This is a genomic window from Streptococcus parasanguinis (assembly GCF_015556095.1).
Classification (GTDB): Bacteria; Bacillota; Bacilli; order Lactobacillales; family Streptococcaceae; genus Streptococcus; species Streptococcus parasanguinis_Q.
This window is the reverse complement of the sequence record NZ_JADNLT010000005.1, coordinates 87,759-103,724: the sequence shown is the minus strand read 5'-3', so window position 1 is coordinate 103,724 and position 15,966 is coordinate 87,759. Positions and strand designations below refer to the sequence as shown.

The window sequence follows — 15,966 nt, the reverse complement described above, 5'->3', positions numbered from 1 at the left end:
CTATTTTTCTACCTTCAACGAGCTAATATCAATTCCAAGCTCTTTAGCCATCTCTTTATTGGTATGCAATTCTAATTTTTCAGGTGTTTCAACTGCGACTTTTCCAGTTTTCTCACCCTTCATGATGCGAACAGCCATCCGAGCAGCTTGTCTTCCCAATTCCTCATAATCGGTACCAAAGTTGTACAAACCACCAGTAGCCACCATCTCAGCAGACCCACCAAAAACTGGCACCTTATGGCTGATAGAAACCTGTTTGACAGTGTCCATTGTAGAAGAGATAATATTGTCCGTCGGAACAAAGACGATATCTGCCTCTGACATGATACTGTCTGCTGCAGCTTTCACATTGTTACTATCAAGAATTGTTTTTTCAACCACTTGATAGCCTTTAGCTTCTAAGATCTTCTTCGCATTGTCTTTTTGGACGACGGAGTTAGGCTCACTTTGCGTATAGAGAATCCCAACTGTTTTCGCCGTTGGAAGCACTTGCTTAATCATGTCTACCTGTGTAGCGATCGCATCTTCTGACTGGTCACTTGTCCCTGTGATATTGCCACCTGGTTCTTTCAAGTTTTTCACCAATTTCGCTGCCAATGGGTCGGTCACAGCTGAGAAGACAATAGGTGTTGATTTAGTGGTATTAGCCAAACTTTGTGCAGAAGGAGTTGCAATCGCAAAGACTAGATCACTTTCTTCTGCCAATTGTTTAGAAATATTTTTCAGATTTCGTTGCTCCCCTTGAGCATTTTGGAAATCGATCTGAATATTTTTCCCATCTACATAGCCCTCTTTCTTCAACTCCTCGATAAAGCCTTTTCGTGTCGCATCGAGCGACTTATGGGTGATGTACTGGGAAATCCCAATTCGAAAGACATTGTCTTTTTTAGTATCTTTTAGGTTATGTAAGGTCACCAATGATGTTAACAGAAGTCCTACAACCAGGACAGGTGCTAGCAATTTTTTCACTACTTTCATTTATTGACTCCTTTTCTGCAAAATAAACAAAAAATCCGCTTAGATGATACTCTAAACGGATGCTTGAAATTCTCCAACAAGTTACAAAACCTCGGTCCATTTAGATACTAGCTCTATGGACCATCATCAAAAATCTTAGCCACATAGATACAAACAAATTGCTTGGGTTGTTTGCATCCATGAGATCATGTCTACAAACACTATCTAAAGTAGCTAAAGTAAAATTTTTGAGTTGAAATGGCTTGTTGCTTCATGTTTATTTTCTGCTTTCTTTTTTTATGGGTATTATCTTACCTTAATTTTTTTTGGCTGTCAAGACTATTTCAGAAATTTTTGAAATTTTTTGAAAATTCAACTGTTCCTGACAAGAAAAAAACAGAGGCTGGAACACGTCCAAGCCTCTATTTTTTAATCTTCTTTTGATTTTGTTTCTTCATCTTCCTCGACGATTTCAGAAATTTCAACTTTCACCTTGGTCACACGACCATTTTTTACTTTGTCATTTGTCAAAATGAGGTGTTTCTTTTGACTATCGACTTCACAGCTGAGTCGCTCTTTCAAGGTTGGAATTCGCCCAACCTCTGTCAGATAATACCCTGCAATGGTATCCACATCATCACTTTGCAACTCAACATCAAAATATTCGTTAAAGTCATTTAGTGACATGGCTCCTTGTACGACATAGGTATTGTCCGCAATTTCAAAGACATCAATTTCTGCTTTGTCAGTCTCATCGTCAATTTCACCGACGATTTCTTCCAAGAGGTCTTCAAGAGTAACCAAACCAGACATCCCACCATATTCATCAAGCAGAATAGCCATTTGATTTTGGGTATTGCGCAATTCCTTCAAAAGATCATCCACAAAAATAGTCTCTGGAACAAACAAAGGTTCTTGTAAAATCTTTCTTAAGACAATATTATCAAAGCCATTGATAAATCCTTCGTTCAAGAGACGTTTGGTATGGATGAGACCGATGACATTGTCCTTGTCATCATCATAGACAGGAATCCGTGAAAAGTTTTGCTTAAGGATACTTTCAATGATTTCTTTGGTATCATCATTGATATCAACCATGAAGGCATCCGTCCGTGGCACCATGACTTCACGCGCTACCATTTCATCTAATGAAAAGATCCCTTGGAGCATCTCAATCTCGTCCGCATCTAGTGTTGCTTCACTATTGGTCAGCATATACTCGATTTCATCCCGCGTCATCTTTTCATCCGGATCATCGAATTCCATTGGCGTGATACGGCTCAAAAGGTTGGTCGACGCTGAAAGCAACCAAACAAAGGGGCTAACAATTTTTCCTAATAAAATGACAATCGGAGCCGTTCGAACAGCTAACTCATCTTTCAGGTTCATAGCGATTCGTTTCGGATAGAGTTCCCCAAATACGATCGAAATATAAGTCAAAAACGCTAGAGATAAAAAGCTTCCAGCTGCAACAGCCGTTTTAGTATTGCCCATCCATCCAGCAATGACATGACCAAGGCTATCTGCAAGACTCGCCCCAGATAAGATGGTAATCAAGGTGATCCCCACCTGAATAGTGGATAAAAAATGGTTGGGCTGTTCCAAAACGCTAAGAAGACGAATGTATTTTTTATCCCCTTCTTCTGCTTTTTGCACTACACGAGAACGATTCAACGATACCATTGACATTTCGGTTGCCGAGAAAAAGGCGTTCAATAATGTCAAAACAATCAATAAAATAAATTCCAATAAAATTTCCTGACTGCCAGGGTCTTCCATGGATACTTTCCTCCAGTATATAATATTGTATATTATACCACAAAATATGAGAGCCTGCATTCTTCTATGTCATTTTCTTTTTTCACCATCAAAAAATCAGGACCAGGTCCTGATTTTAGTGCTCTGCACTGGTAAAATCATAAAAGAAGGCATTGAGTTTTTCAACCAGCTCTAGCGATGAGAGACTACTTGTACAGATAAAAGGTTTTTTCTTTAATTCCGGCATCATAAAGTTGGCCACCACGACATCTGCATCTGAAGCTTCGATATCCTCTACTGTTAGATTATACTTGATCATCTGAGTAAATTCAAAGTTATCCGTACAGTAGAAATCTAGAAAATCGATCATGGATTTAGCATGGTGGTCATCAAAACGACTGATAATCAAGACCTTAATGGACTTCCGGCGGCGCAATAATTGTGGTAAGAGACGTTCCCAGTGAGTGTAGACCGTGTAGATCATGTGCTTGATAATTTCTTCATTCAGATTATGCTTCATGGTCTTCATATAAGTGATGATATGGTCTCTCAAATCATCATAGAAGGCTGGGAAGATGCTCATAAAATCTTCGTTGGTATTGGTCTTGGTATCAAATAAGAGGAACTCCGAGAACAATTCCTTCCGACCTAAGTGAGCTGTATTATGAACGTGCATCAACATCTCATCAAGATTTTCGATATCTAAATCATAGGTATAGCATAGATCTTTGAACATATCTTTAATGAGTCTAGTGGATTCTTTTGCATAAGGATCTGTTTCTGCGGCCTCAATCAAGCTTTCTGGGCTGAAATAGAAATTTTCTTGAATAAAGATGATGAAGAACTGCTCCAGCACTTTTTCATTTAACTCGACACCCAACTGCAAGCTAAAGTAGCGCAACATCTCCTCAACATTGGTCACCCCTTGATATTGATCTTTATAGGCTTCAAAGGTCGTTGGAATGTTGATGAAATAGCCTTGCTTAATACGTGATAAGTACACTGTCAAGAGAACTTTGTAAGACTTAATGACAGAGAAGGTCAATGGATAGCCATAGAGCTTGAAGAAGAAGGTGATCAAATCGGTCACGGCCTCTTCCTTAAATTCTGGGAAAGGCCACTCCATATAGTAATAACGTTCCGCAAAATACTGGGCATAGAAGAAACGAACATCCACTTCATCCCCGACAAGATTCAAGGGTTTCAAATCAATCTTTACATTGTATTTTGTTTGAAGCTTCTGATTAATCGTCCGAATCAAGCGGTAGAAAGACTGGTAACTCAGATCAAACTTTCTGCAAATATATTCATTGGAAACATCCTTGTGGAAGAAGAGGTATTCAATCAAGGCGAAGGCTTGTGATTCTTTAAAAAAGTGATGGTAAATCACCTCAAGCCCAACCGAATCCTCATAACTGATCTTGATCCCATTGGTAGAGGATTCAATTAAAAAGTCATCAAATGTACTACGAAGATTAGACAAATCTTCTTTTAACGAACGTTCTGTACAATCCAAACGCTTGGCCAACTCTTTCAAGTGGAACCATCTTTTTTCCTTAATCAAGATTTCCAACAATTGCAATTGACGTCTTTGTTTTTTCGATAAGAGCAGTCTCATCTTTCCCTACCTAATTTCATATTTTCTTTCAAAATCACTTATATTTTAACACATTTCATAGCACTTGTTGACTTTTTTCCAGCATTTTTCAAAAAAATGTACAAAAAAGACTCCAAGGCCCATATAGGCGCTAGAGTCTAAGATTTATTAATGATGCCAAATTCTTCTTTTTTCTTCTGTTCCTTAGCAGCACGATGGTTATCATAAAGATTCACCAAGAATTTTACAATTTCTTTTCCAATCGAATAGACTGGAATCGCGACGACCATTCCGATAATTCCGTAAATATTACTTGAGAGCAATAAGAGAACCATAATGGTAATCGGGTGAACCTTCATCACGCCTCCAACGATACGCGGATAAAGAATATTGCCATCGATCTGCTGGATAATCAACATGTAAATGACTGCTTTGATCATCATATCCATATCGGTAAAAGCATAAGTGATGATCATCGGAATCAAACCGATGGTTGGTCCTACATAGGGAATCAAGTTAGCCAGCCCAGAAAAGATGGCAAAGACCAAAGCGTACTTCAATCCAATAAAACTATAGCCAATGTAGGCTAGTGTCCCAATGATCAAGGCATCGATTGAAATACCACTAATATAGCGGGAGACCGTTTCATTCAAACTAATCAAGAGGCTTGAGATATGGAGTTTGTCATTGCGTAAAATGGTCCGCTCTAGCATGGGCAATAACTTCTTCCCATCGATCAAGAAATAAACCAAGAAGACGGGGGTCATGATCAAAATAAAGACCGTATTGACAATGGTGTTAACCACACTTCCCAAACTGTTGGTCACACTATTTAAGAGATTTTGTAGGATATCCATATAAGAGAGATTCAACTGTTGAATCGTAGATTGGATATTTACATTCTGGAACAAAGGATTGGCCGAAAGTTTTCGAACCAAACTTTGGACTTCCCAGTATAGTCCTTGAGTTGAATTAATCAAGCTGGTTAACTGATTGATTAAGATTGGGAGCAGATAAAAGATCCCTAGACCAATGATCCCAAACAATAGTACTAAGGTGATCAAAATCCCAAACACACGCTTGATTTTTAAGTGTTTTTCTAACAATTCAACAATCGGGTTGGTGATATAGTATAAAAAACCTGCAATTAAAAATGGTAAGAGGATGGTATTCAGAACAGATACAAATGGAGAAATTAAAGTCCCCATTGATTTCCAAATATAGAAAATCACCGTCAATAATAAAATTTCACATGTCCAGAATAACAATTTACTATTTCGAAACATTCCTTACCTCCTGTTTTCTATTCTACCATATTTTATGATAGAATAAAGGAGATTTTAATCAAAAGGATGAAGTTATGAATAATTTGATTGAACTACAAGACGTCAATTTGATCCGCAATGGAAAAGCCCTTTTAAAAGAGATTAACTGGCAAGTGAAAGAAAATGAATGCTGGGCGATTTTAGGCCTCAATGGAGCAGGAAAATCGACCCTCCTCAAACTGTTGATGTCTGAATACTGGGCTAGTTCAGGACAGGTTACGGTCCTTGGAACTCGCTTTGGAGAAGGTGGGATTCCTGAGTTACGGAAGCGTATTGGGATCGTTAGCTCCTTTATTTCAGAAAGACTACCAGAACATCTTTTGACAGAACAAATTGTCCTAACCGGTCAATACAAGAGTAGTATTTTATATGCTGCATACGGGGAGGAAGAACTAAACTGGGCACGGGATATGCTGACTTCGATTGGAGCTAGCTCTTTGATCGGTCGCAAATACCGGGAGCTCTCCCAGGGAGAAAAGCAGACGGTCCTCATTGCACGAAGCCTCATGGACCAGCCAGATCTGATCATCTTTGACGAAGCTTCAAGTGGATTGGATCTCTTTGCCAGAGAAAAGCTCCTCCGTCAGATCCATCACATCAAACAACTGGATCACGCGCCAACCATGATCTACGTCACCCACCATGCAGAAGAAATTACAAAAGATATGACCCATGTGCTCCTGCTCAAACATGGCCAAGTGGTCGAACAAGGGCCAAAGGAAAACATCCTAACTCCTCATGTCCTTAGCCAGTTTTACGAAGCACCAGTATCCCTTATTGATCTAGGCGATGAGCGACTCTTTGTCAAACCAGAAATCGCACACTGAAAAGAAAATGAATAAAGCAAAAAGAGAGTGGGACAGAAATCGGTAATTCGTTAGAATTCGATTTCGTCGTCCCACCTCCGCACAGTTGAGTAGGGCTATAAAAGCTGATGAAATCAGCGTAGTAGAGCCCACTCAACCACTGCGTCTTGATCGACAATCCAAAAATAATTGAGAGGCTAGGACTTTTGTCCCAGCCTCTTTTACTCTTATCTCAACGATTCCGTGCATACTCGATCATATCGTATGGAAGAGTGTTGGCACTTTCTCTTAGGGAGTAGCTTTCTAATTCATTGACATTTTGACGCATGCGACGCGCTTGCTTGGCGGTAATCAGGTATTGCGCTTCGTATTCAAAAATAATCTTACGCTCCAAATAATAGCCTCTCAACATTTCATCGATATTATTTGGTTTTACCCGGTTAATAACCCGCTCCACAAAGGCTCCACTAGTAATAATAGCCGTCTCTCTCAGACGAGATTCTTGCAGGTAAGAGATCAAACTGCTCCGATAAACCCCTTTGAGGTCTTCCAAACTTTCAATGATGATTTCCGTATTGGCCAAATAAAGGGCCGCAATCTGGTCATAATCAATGGCTTCTAACTTTCTATCTTCTCGGTTCCACCAAGTTCGAAAGCCAGAACCTAGTGTTAGGATTTCATGGACCAGCAAACGCAAGATGCGGAAAGAAACCAAGAGGTAGTATGTTAGACGAGACGAAAGGTTGCGATTGACCCGTTGCTCCATATTACGAAGATAGCGTTGGTAGACACGGTAGCCCCGCTCGCGCATCTTTCCTTCTTCGTAGGCTTGTTCCAAGCCGTCACTTTCAATACTCAAAATCAAGAGCTTCAGCTGTTCCCAGTCCTTTTGAATGAGCTTATTTTCTTGGCTTAGAATCAAATTTTCAATCCGACCATGATAGTTATCAATCGCCGCATACAAGGGCCCCTTGTGCTTACTATTCTTTAGGTCTGCTTCTAATTCCATGACGACATCATTTAAAATCGCGATCTGCATCAGGTAGTTATTGGTTTCTTCCTTATCTTCTGATAATTTTGGAAGCACCACTAAGCCAGCAATAAAGCTGACAAGGGTAACTCCTGCCACTAAAAAGAGTAGGACGGGGTATTCTTTTTCGATTTTGGTTGGAATCAAAAGGATCGTCGCAATCGAAACTGTTCCCTTCACACCCGAAAAGGTCAGCAATAAGGCATCTTTCAGATAATTTCTCAATGATTTTTTTAGTCGAACCGTTCGGAACCAATAAAAGAGGTAAACCATGACAAAACGAATTAAAAAGAGCAAGGTAGTCAAAAGAAAGACAGAAAGAACTAAAAGAAGATTGTTGTAAATGGGACTACTTAAGATGGGCTTGGCGATCATTTCTAGTTCCATTCCCAAAATCACAAAGACCGACCCATTTAAGATAAAGTTGACCGTATTCCAGACGGTATGGCTCACAGTATCCACCCGGGCTTCAAGAAGGGTAATGTGCTTAAAGCGACTAGCTTTTAGGATCCCTGACACGACCACAGCGATGATACCAGACACATGGAGTTCTTCTGCTAAGAAAAAAGTCAATAACGGGAGACTCAATTCTAATAACAATTCACTGGCAATATCACTAGCGCGAACACTCAAGAGTAAGGTTTGTAGCCAACGGTTCACAAAGGCCGTCAAGATCCCCACCGCAAATCCTCCAATGATGGAGATTCCTAAGGAAATCCCTGCTTCTCCAAGGGAGAAACTTCCGGTCGCAAGGGCTGCCAAGGCTACTCGAAAGGCAACTAGACCAGAGGCATCATTTAGTAATCCTTCGCCTTTTAAGATATTCGAAACCCGCTTTGGAAAGCTAAAGCGCTCAGACAGGGAGGCAAAGGCTACTAAGTCGGTAGGCCCAAGGGCTGCCCCCACGGCCATACAGGCTGCTAATGGAAGGCTCAGCCACAAGGAGTGAGCTGCCCAGCCCAAACTAATGGTTGAGATAAAAATCACTGGGAAAATCAAATAGAGGATGACCCGCCAGTGCTTTAAGACGGAAGTAATATCTGCTTCTTCTGCTTCTCGAAATAAGAGAGGGCCAATGACCAAGGCCAGAAAGAGCTCGGTATCCAGATGAAAATTTTCTTCTGGCACAAAGAGAGCCCAACCAATCCCTAGTAAAATTTGAATCAAGGGTAGAGGAAGACTCGGCACAAGTTTATTCGTGGCATTTGAGATGATCAAAATCATCGAAAAGATCACTGCATAAAGGAGTAGTTCCATATCACTCCCTCCCTAGCGTTCTTGGCAGTAGGTCTCAAATTGCTGTTTTAACTCCGCAATCTTTTGGTCTGTCTTGGTTACATCCTTGTGCTCAATCTTCTTTTGGGACCGTTCCATCTCAAGCGAAACCAATTTCTTTTTTATTTTGAGCATCTTTTTGGTCATATGAGCTTCATCATAAAAACCCATTGCACGCTCGTGGATGGTTGATTCGACAAAATGATGTCTCAATCCTTCAATTTTATTCTTTAAATATTCTTTATCCATGACGGTAGCTTTCTAATTTTTCGATCATGACCAAAAACGGTGGCTGATTCACTTGATTCAGTGTCCGGTAGATGGTCGCTGTATAGTCTTTTTGAGGGAGCTGACTGACAAAGTCCAGCACTGCATCACGCTCGATGTCTCCTCCCTCATGACCATAATAGATCATAATAGCCATTCGCCCACCTTTTTCTAGGCGAACACAAATTTTCTCCATCGCTTCAATCGTGGTAGCTGGAAGAGTAATGACCGATTTATCCGCAGATGGCAGATAACCCAGATTAAAAATAGCTGCTTTGATGGTCTCCACATATTGGTCCACATGCTGGTGGCCATCCAAAATCAACCGGACATGTTGAAGTCCCAACTTTTCCAATCTTTCTTGGGTATTGACAAGTGCCTGCTCTTGAATATCAAAGGCATAGACCTGGCCTGCTAGTTGGGCTAAAAAGGCCGTATCATGTCCATTTCCCATGGTCGCATCCACCACCACATCTTCTTTGGTGATGACTTCTGCTAAAAATTGATGGGCCATTTCAAGTGGTCGAAGCATCAGCAGTCTCCTTTTCTTCTAGCTTACATCCTTGGGTACTTCCACGCCGACGCATTTCAGTTTCAATGGCGTTTAGGACTTCCCATTTGTTGAGGCTCCACATAGGGCCAATCAACATATCCCGTGGCGCGTCCCCTGTAATCCGGTGGATGACAATGTGTTTGGGGATGATCTCCAACTGGTCACAGATGACCTTGACATACTCCTCCTGGCTCATGAGTTGAAGTCGTCCTTCATGATAGTCCCGTTGCATCCGTGTATTGGTCATCAAATGCAAGAGGTGTAACTTGATGCCATCAATTTCATTATCGGTCACACAACGGCGAACATTTTCCACCATCATCTCATGCGTCTCCCCAGGAAGGCCATTGATCAAATGGGAGACGATCTCTGCCTTGGGCACCTGTTTGCGAATCCGCTTGACTGTTTCAACGTAGAGGTCATAACTATGGGCCCGATTGATCAATTCAGAAGTCGCTTCATAAGTCGTCTGAAGACCCAACTCAATTGTCACATGCATGCGCTCTGTCAGCTCTGCTAGGTAGGCCAAGGTCTCATCTGGTAAACAGTCCGGACGCGTACCAATGTTGATTCCTACCACTCCTGGTTCATTGATGGCCTGTTCATACCGCTCTCGAATGACTTCCACTTTATCGTGGGTATTGGTGAAATTTTGAAAATAGACCAGGTACTTCTTCACATCTGGCCATTTCCGATGCATAAAATCAATCTCTTTGTAAAACTGTTCTCGAATCGGAGCTTCTGGGGCCACAATGGCATCTCCTGAACCCGAGACCGTACAAAAAGTACAGCCACCGTGGGCGACTGTTCCGTCACGATTAGGACAATCAAAGCCTGCATCAATAGGGACTTTAAAGGTCTTTTCTCCAAATAAGGTTCGATAATAATCATTCAAGGTATTGTAGGATTTCATACCCTTCATTATAGCAAAAAAAGAGTCGAACTCAAAACACGAGTCCAACTCCTAGTTGTTAGTTATTTTTGCTTCCCTGTAAAGCGCCATTGAAACCGCAAGCGATCGTACAAGGGGTACTCAAATTGCAAGACAGCAAGACCCAAAATCATACTGCCAAGAACGTCTGATGGGTAGTGGACCCCGACATAAATACGGGAGATCACAATGGTCACAATTCCCAGAATCAGAAGCCCCTGAAGACAATAGCGGGCCACTTTGTTTTTTATATGCTGGCCAACAATGATGATCAAGCTTCCCAAAACAAGGGTAGACGCCAGTGAATGACCACTTGGAAAAGAAAAGCCTTTTTCCTCTACTAGATGAAGAATACTTGGTCTCGGTCTCTGGTAGATATTCTTTAGAAGAAGAACCAAAAGACCAGTCAATACAAGATTGCTCCCCAGAAAGAGGGCTTCGCTGTACCATTTCTTACAGGCAAAGACAGCTAGCAAAAGACCCACCCAGATGACAATGATCTTGGTATCCATGACATGGGTTACCTTGGTAAAGAAGGCTGTCAGTGGTGCAGGCAGATCGCCTCGAATAGTAGATTGAAGCGCGCTGTCAAAGCCCGTTAATTGTTGCGGGTAGAAACGAATCACATACCCGAGAATGACAAAAATGAGAAGGGCGAAGCTTGCCTTCGCCCAATGTTGTTGTTTATTTTTCATATTTTTTCAAAATCGGTTGCAAAAGAGTGTAGATCAATCCAAATGCGATGGCCCAAATCACCCCTTCGATCAGGTTAAACGGTGCAACCATTGCGGCTAAATAGTGGACAAGCCCTAGTGTTTTCGAAATATCATAGTTCATAAAGCGAGCATACAAAGGGATTGCATAGATATAGTTCACCAATACCATCGTGATACTCAAGCTGATCGTTCCAATAATCGTAGCTAGGACAAATCGGCCATGGGTCCGTTCCTTGTTCCAAATCCATGCAAAAGCAAGAACAAAAACAAGAACTCCAATGATATTGATTGGTAGTCCGATCAAGGTTTCAAGCCCCTTATTATTAAGAGCTAATTTAAGAACAGATCGGATCAAGGTCACCCAAACAGCACTTTTAAAATCCAACAAGACCAAAGCCAACAAAATGGCGATGATACTCAAATCAATTTTGAAGAAATCTATCAAGAAAGAAAATTGATAGAACATCAAAATAAAAGATAATGCGGATAAAACAGCCACTAGGGTCAGTTTACGTGTATTTGTCATAACAGGTTCCTCCAATTTTTTAAAAATTAGAGAAGCTGGAAAGACGTCTACCCCATCATTCTACTCTAAACTATTTAAACAAAGCTTAAACTAGAGAACATTCTAGTCACTTTAGCTGGTCCCCATTGAAAATACCGCTAGTCAATCATAGCACCTAACGTCTTATTCCTATGCATCAGCTCTAAACAGATCAGAATAGCTGTCAGTCTATTCGTCTCTCGTCTTCTCCCATCCAGACTATACTGTCGGTTGTGGAGTCACACCACATCAGCTTGCGCTCGCGGACTTCTTTTAGAGTATGGAAATGGAGATTTTTCTTTTAAACGATACGACAAGCTGTGGTCATAACTTCTCGTTAAGCAAAGCTTGGCAACAAAGTATAAAAGGAAAAGAACATTTCCTAGTAAAAGTCACCGCCGGTCGGGAATCTCACCCTGCCCTGAAGACTTCTTAATCATAACAAAAAAAACTTGCCAAGGCAAGTTTTTGTAACTTGATAGATTACACCGTTCGTCTTTTAATTTTTCGTTCTTATTTGAGCTTGTCATGCTCATAACGATGGCTCAACTCCAGCCCCTTAAAACCTTGCTGGCGGAGCGCCTCATAAACAATCATGCAGACGGTATTGGAGACATTTAAACTACGAACATGCTCGTCATTCATCGGAATGCGAATAGTCTTCTCCTCGTGCTGACGCATAAAATCTTCCGGCAATCCTTTGTCCTCGCGTCCAAACAAGAAATAATGGGATTTCCCATCCTGATAAGAAACGTCCGAATAAGTCTGATTTGCAAACTTAGACACCAAGTGCACCTGACCGTCACGCGCTGCTTCCATAAACTCTTCTAAGCTATCATAGAAACGGACATCCAGCTTGTCCCAGTAATCGAGTCCTGCTCGCTTCATCTTGCGATCATCGATCGGAAAAGCCATGGGACGAATAATATGTAAGGGAGAATTGGTTGCCGCACAGGTCCGTGCAATATTGCCCGTATTTTGTGGAATCTGAGGTTGGAACAAGACGATGTGGTTTTGAGCTGCTGACTCTTGGTAGTCCAGTTCTTCAATATTCATACTCGATCTCTTTCTGATAAAAAAATAGCCACACTGCCCGGAGTCAAGCTCAGCAAACAGCGTGGTTACAGCTTCATTAACTTAACTCACAACAGGTTTGAGGTAAATCAACGAAGGTACTTTTTAAGTATATCACTTTTGAAGCTCCTGTCAATAGTTTTTTTAGATTTTTTTAAGAAACTTTATCAAAGTTTTCGATCCCTCCTCATTCTTCTATATTGACAATTTTTCCCACTTGTTCTTAGCTTGGTAAGATTCCTCCAGAAAGTCCTTAAAATAGATGAATTTTTCTTGAAAATAGAGTATGATAGAAGCATACTCTGGAGGTAATCTATGAAAATTATTGTTGTTGGTGGAGGAAAGGTCGGAACGGCCCTTTGTCGTTCTCTCGTTGCTGAAAACCACGATGTTATTTTGATCGAAAAAGACGAATCCGTTCTCAACCATATTACCAAACGGTTTGATATCATTGGGATTTTAGGAAATGGCGCAAACTTCAAGGTCTTGGAGCAAGCAGATGTTGAAGACTGCGATATCTTCATTTCCATGACCGAGTACGACGAAGTGAATATGGTTTCTGCTGTTTTAGCTAAAAAAATGGGAGCCAAAGAAACCATCGTTCGGGTGCGGAATCCGGAATATTCCAATTCCTACTTCAAGGAAAAAAATATCTTGGGCTTCTCCCTGGTTGTCAATCCTGAATTGCTGACAGCTCGTTATATTGCTAATATCATTGACTTCCCAAATGCCCTTTCTGTGGAGCATTTTGCAAACGGCCGTGTTGCCTTGATGGAATTTAAGATCAAGCCAGATAGCAATCTCTGCGATATGAGCCTATCCCAATTCCGAAAGAAATACGGAAATGTCATTGTTTGTGCGATCGAGCGTGGCAATGAACTCACGATTCCAAATGGAGACTTTGTTTTGCAGCCCCAAGACAAGATTTTCGTGACAGGAAATAGGATCGAGATCGTTCTCTTCCACAACAATGTCCGACCTCAAGTCATTAAGAGCATGATGATGATTGGTGCCGGAAAAATTGCCTACTATCTGCTCAATATTCTCCAGGATGTGCGCCGCAAAATCGATCTCAAGGTCATCGAGGTCAATCGCGAACGAGCTGAATTCTTTAGCCAAGAATTCCCTGACCTCTATGTCGTCCATGGAGACGGAACCGCTAAAGACATTCTTTTAGAAGAGAGTGCCAATAATTTTGATGCTGTGGCTACTTTGACAGGGGTCGATGAAGAAAACATCATCACCTCCATGTTCTTGGATTCTGTCGGAGTCAAAAAGAACATTACCAAAGTCAACCGAACCAGTCTGTTGGAGATCATTGGCGATCAGGATATGACCAGTATTGTCACTCCAAAACGCATCGCTGTAGACACCATTATGCACTTTATTCGCGGGCGCTACAATGCACAGTTCTCAAACCTAGAAGCCTTGCACCATGTCGCAAACGGCCGGATTGAAACCTTGCAGTTCCAAATCAAGGAAGACAATAAACTAACCCAATATCCCCTCTCTGAATTGAAATTGAAGAAGGGCGTTTTGATCGCTGCCATTATTCGAAACGGCAAGGCTATTTTCCCGAATGGGGATGACCGTTTGATGGTAGGGGATCGGATTATCGTGACCACCTTGATTCAAAATGTCACTAAAATCTACGATCTACTTGAGAGGTAAGCCTGATGAATAGAAGCATGATTCGTTACCTCTTATCCAAACTCCTCTTAATCGAGGCAGGTCTCCTAATCGTTCCCCTAGTGGTCGCTGCAATCTATCGGGAACCTGCCAAGGTCTTTATCTCTATTGGGGCAACCATGGCCATCTTACTTGGACTTGGACTTCTTGGGAGTTTTCAAAAACCCAAAGACTTTCATATCTATGCCAAGGAAGGAGTCCTAATTGTGGCCCTCTGTTGGATCTTATGGTCCTTCTTTGGTGCCCTTCCCTTTGTTTTTTCCGGACAAATCCCAAACATCATCGATGCCTTCTTTGAAATTAGCTCGGGCTTTACAACAACAGGGGCAACGATTTTAGACGATGTCAGTGTCCTTAGTCACTCCCTTCTCTTTTGGCGCAGTTTTACCCACTTAATCGGAGGGATGGGAGTATTGGTTTTTGCTCTGGCTATTATGGACAACAACAAGAACAGCCACCTGGAAGTCATGAAGGCAGAGGTTCCTGGTCCAGTGTTTGGCAAGGTCGTTTCCAAATTAAAAAACACGGCTCAAATTCTCTACTTCTTGTACTTGGGTTTGTTCTTCCTCTTTGTGGTTCTTTATTTCCTTGCCGGCATGCCCCTTTATGATAGTTTTGTCATCGCCATGGGGACAGCTGGTACTGGGGGTTTTACCGTCTTTAATGATGGGATCGCTCACTACAATAGTAGTTTGATCACCTATTTGGTCAGTATCGGGGTCTTGGTCTTTGGGGTTAACTTTAACCTCTACTACTTCCTTATGATCCGAAAATTCAAGGCCTTCTTTAAAGATGAGGAATTGCGGACCTACATCACTATTGTAATCCTATCTAGCGTATTGATTGCCTACAATTGCCTTCATCTCTATGCTAATGTTGCGAAGAGCTTTGAGATTTCCTTCTTCCAAGTGTCCAATATCATCACCACCACCGGTTTTGGTTATGGAACGACGGAAAAATGGCCTCTCTTTTCTCAGTTCATCCTCTTGATGCTGATGGTCATCGGTGGGTCTGCTGGCTCGACCGCTGGGGGGTTAAAAGTCATTCGGTGCTTGACCTTGTGGCGAATCGCAAAAAATCAGGTTCTTTCGACCTTGTCTCCAAATCGCGTTTTGACCTTGCATGTCAACGATACGATACTCGATAAGGATACCCAACATCAGATCCTCAAGTACTTTACAATATACAGTTTTATTACGATTGGCTTACTCTTTGTAGTGAGTCTAGACAACAATAACTTCATGACGGTTGTCAGTGCTGTCTTTAGTTGTTTCAACAATATTGGACCTATGATTGGTACGGGTCAAACCTTCTCCATCTTTAGTCCGATTTCAAAACTGTTACTTTCCTTAGCCATGATTGCCGGACGGCTTGAAATCTATCCAATGATTCTGCTCTTCCTGCCTAAAACATGGTCTAAACGTTGATAAAACGAGAGTGTTAT

Annotated in this window: 14 protein-coding genes and 1 riboswitch; of the genes, 3 read left to right on the top strand and 11 right to left on the bottom strand. The window is 41.5% G+C overall.

The features are described from left to right. From I2E70_RS06585 to I2E70_RS06570, 4 genes are all read right to left on the bottom strand, one after another. Positions 1–978 (bottom strand): ABC transporter substrate-binding protein, encoded by a 978-nt coding sequence (locus I2E70_RS06585; RefSeq protein ID WP_195424103.1) that lies wholly within the window; start codon positions 976–978, stop codon positions 1–3. A 408-nt stretch (positions 979–1,386) separates the two neighbouring features. Beyond that, complete coding sequence (locus I2E70_RS06580; RefSeq protein ID WP_070449287.1) at positions 1,387–2,736, bottom strand: hemolysin family protein; 1,350 nt, start codon at positions 2,734–2,736, stop codon at positions 1,387–1,389. Positions 2,737–2,851: 115 nt separating this feature from the next. After that, positions 2,852–4,333: a M protein trans-acting positive regulator PRD domain-containing protein gene (locus tag I2E70_RS06575; protein ID WP_195424101.1), complete on the bottom strand. Its 1,482-nt coding sequence runs from the start codon at positions 4,331–4,333 to the stop codon at positions 2,852–2,854. 137 nt (positions 4,334–4,470) lie between these two features. After that, entirely contained in the window at positions 4,471–5,598 is a 1,128-nt protein-coding gene (locus I2E70_RS06570) for an AI-2E family transporter (RefSeq protein WP_195424099.1), read from the bottom strand. A gap of 74 nt (positions 5,599–5,672) precedes the next feature. On the opposite strand from I2E70_RS06570, the gene I2E70_RS06565 reads away from it, so the two are divergent. Then, on the top strand, positions 5,673–6,464 hold the full coding sequence (locus I2E70_RS06565) for an ABC transporter ATP-binding protein (RefSeq protein ID WP_195424097.1): 792 nt from the start codon (positions 5,673–5,675) through the stop codon (positions 6,462–6,464). A 211-nt stretch (positions 6,465–6,675) separates the two neighbouring features. Here the strand turns inward: I2E70_RS06565 and I2E70_RS06560 are convergent, their stop codons facing one another. The 7 genes from I2E70_RS06560 to trmL all read right to left on the bottom strand — a co-directional run bounded on the left by I2E70_RS06560 (position 6,676) and on the right by trmL (position 12,815). After that, positions 6,676–8,730, bottom strand: a complete 2,055-nt coding sequence (locus I2E70_RS06560) for a cation:proton antiporter (protein ID WP_195424095.1) — start codon at positions 8,728–8,730, stop codon at positions 6,676–6,678. A 12-nt stretch (positions 8,731–8,742) separates the two neighbouring features. Further along, a complete protein-coding gene (locus I2E70_RS06555) occupies positions 8,743–8,997 on the bottom strand; it encodes a hypothetical protein (RefSeq protein WP_118227903.1) in 255 nt (84 codons plus the stop codon). Then, positions 8,990–9,547, bottom strand: a complete 558-nt coding sequence (locus tag I2E70_RS06550; RefSeq protein ID WP_070675084.1) for a tRNA (mnm(5)s(2)U34)-methyltransferase — start codon at positions 9,545–9,547, stop codon at positions 8,990–8,992. Before I2E70_RS06550 ends, I2E70_RS06555 begins: the two co-directional genes overlap by 8 nt. Next, positions 9,531–10,490, bottom strand: a complete 960-nt coding sequence (locus tag I2E70_RS06545) for a TIGR01212 family radical SAM protein (protein WP_023918876.1) — start codon at positions 10,488–10,490, stop codon at positions 9,531–9,533. The genes I2E70_RS06550 and I2E70_RS06545 overlap by 17 nt, the downstream gene beginning before the upstream one ends. A gap of 53 nt (positions 10,491–10,543) precedes the next feature. Next, a complete protein-coding gene (locus I2E70_RS06540; RefSeq protein ID WP_195424092.1) occupies positions 10,544–11,194 on the bottom strand; it encodes a phosphatase PAP2 family protein in 651 nt (216 codons plus the stop codon). Further along, entirely contained in the window at positions 11,184–11,741 is a 558-nt protein-coding gene (locus tag I2E70_RS06535; protein ID WP_195424089.1) for an ECF transporter S component, read from the bottom strand. The genes I2E70_RS06540 and I2E70_RS06535 overlap by 11 nt, the downstream gene beginning before the upstream one ends. Positions 11,742–11,957: 216 nt before the next feature. Then, a riboswitch (FMN riboswitch) is annotated at positions 11,958–12,192 on the bottom strand. Positions 12,193–12,272: 80 nt separating this feature from the next. After that, a complete protein-coding gene (trmL, locus tag I2E70_RS06530) occupies positions 12,273–12,815 on the bottom strand; it encodes a tRNA (uridine(34)/cytosine(34)/5-carboxymethylaminomethyluridine(34)-2'-O)-methyltransferase TrmL (RefSeq protein WP_155198804.1) in 543 nt (180 codons plus the stop codon). 333 nt (positions 12,816–13,148) lie between these two features. On the opposite strand from trmL, the gene trkA reads away from it, so the two are divergent. Beyond that, on the top strand, positions 13,149–14,504 hold the full coding sequence (gene trkA / locus I2E70_RS06525) for a Trk system potassium transporter TrkA (protein ID WP_013904011.1): 1,356 nt from the start codon (positions 13,149–13,151) through the stop codon (positions 14,502–14,504). Positions 14,505–14,509: 5 nt separating this feature from the next. After that, a complete protein-coding gene (locus I2E70_RS06520) occupies positions 14,510–15,949 on the top strand; it encodes a TrkH family potassium uptake protein (protein WP_195424086.1) in 1,440 nt (479 codons plus the stop codon). Positions 15,950–15,966 lie beyond the last annotated feature (17 nt).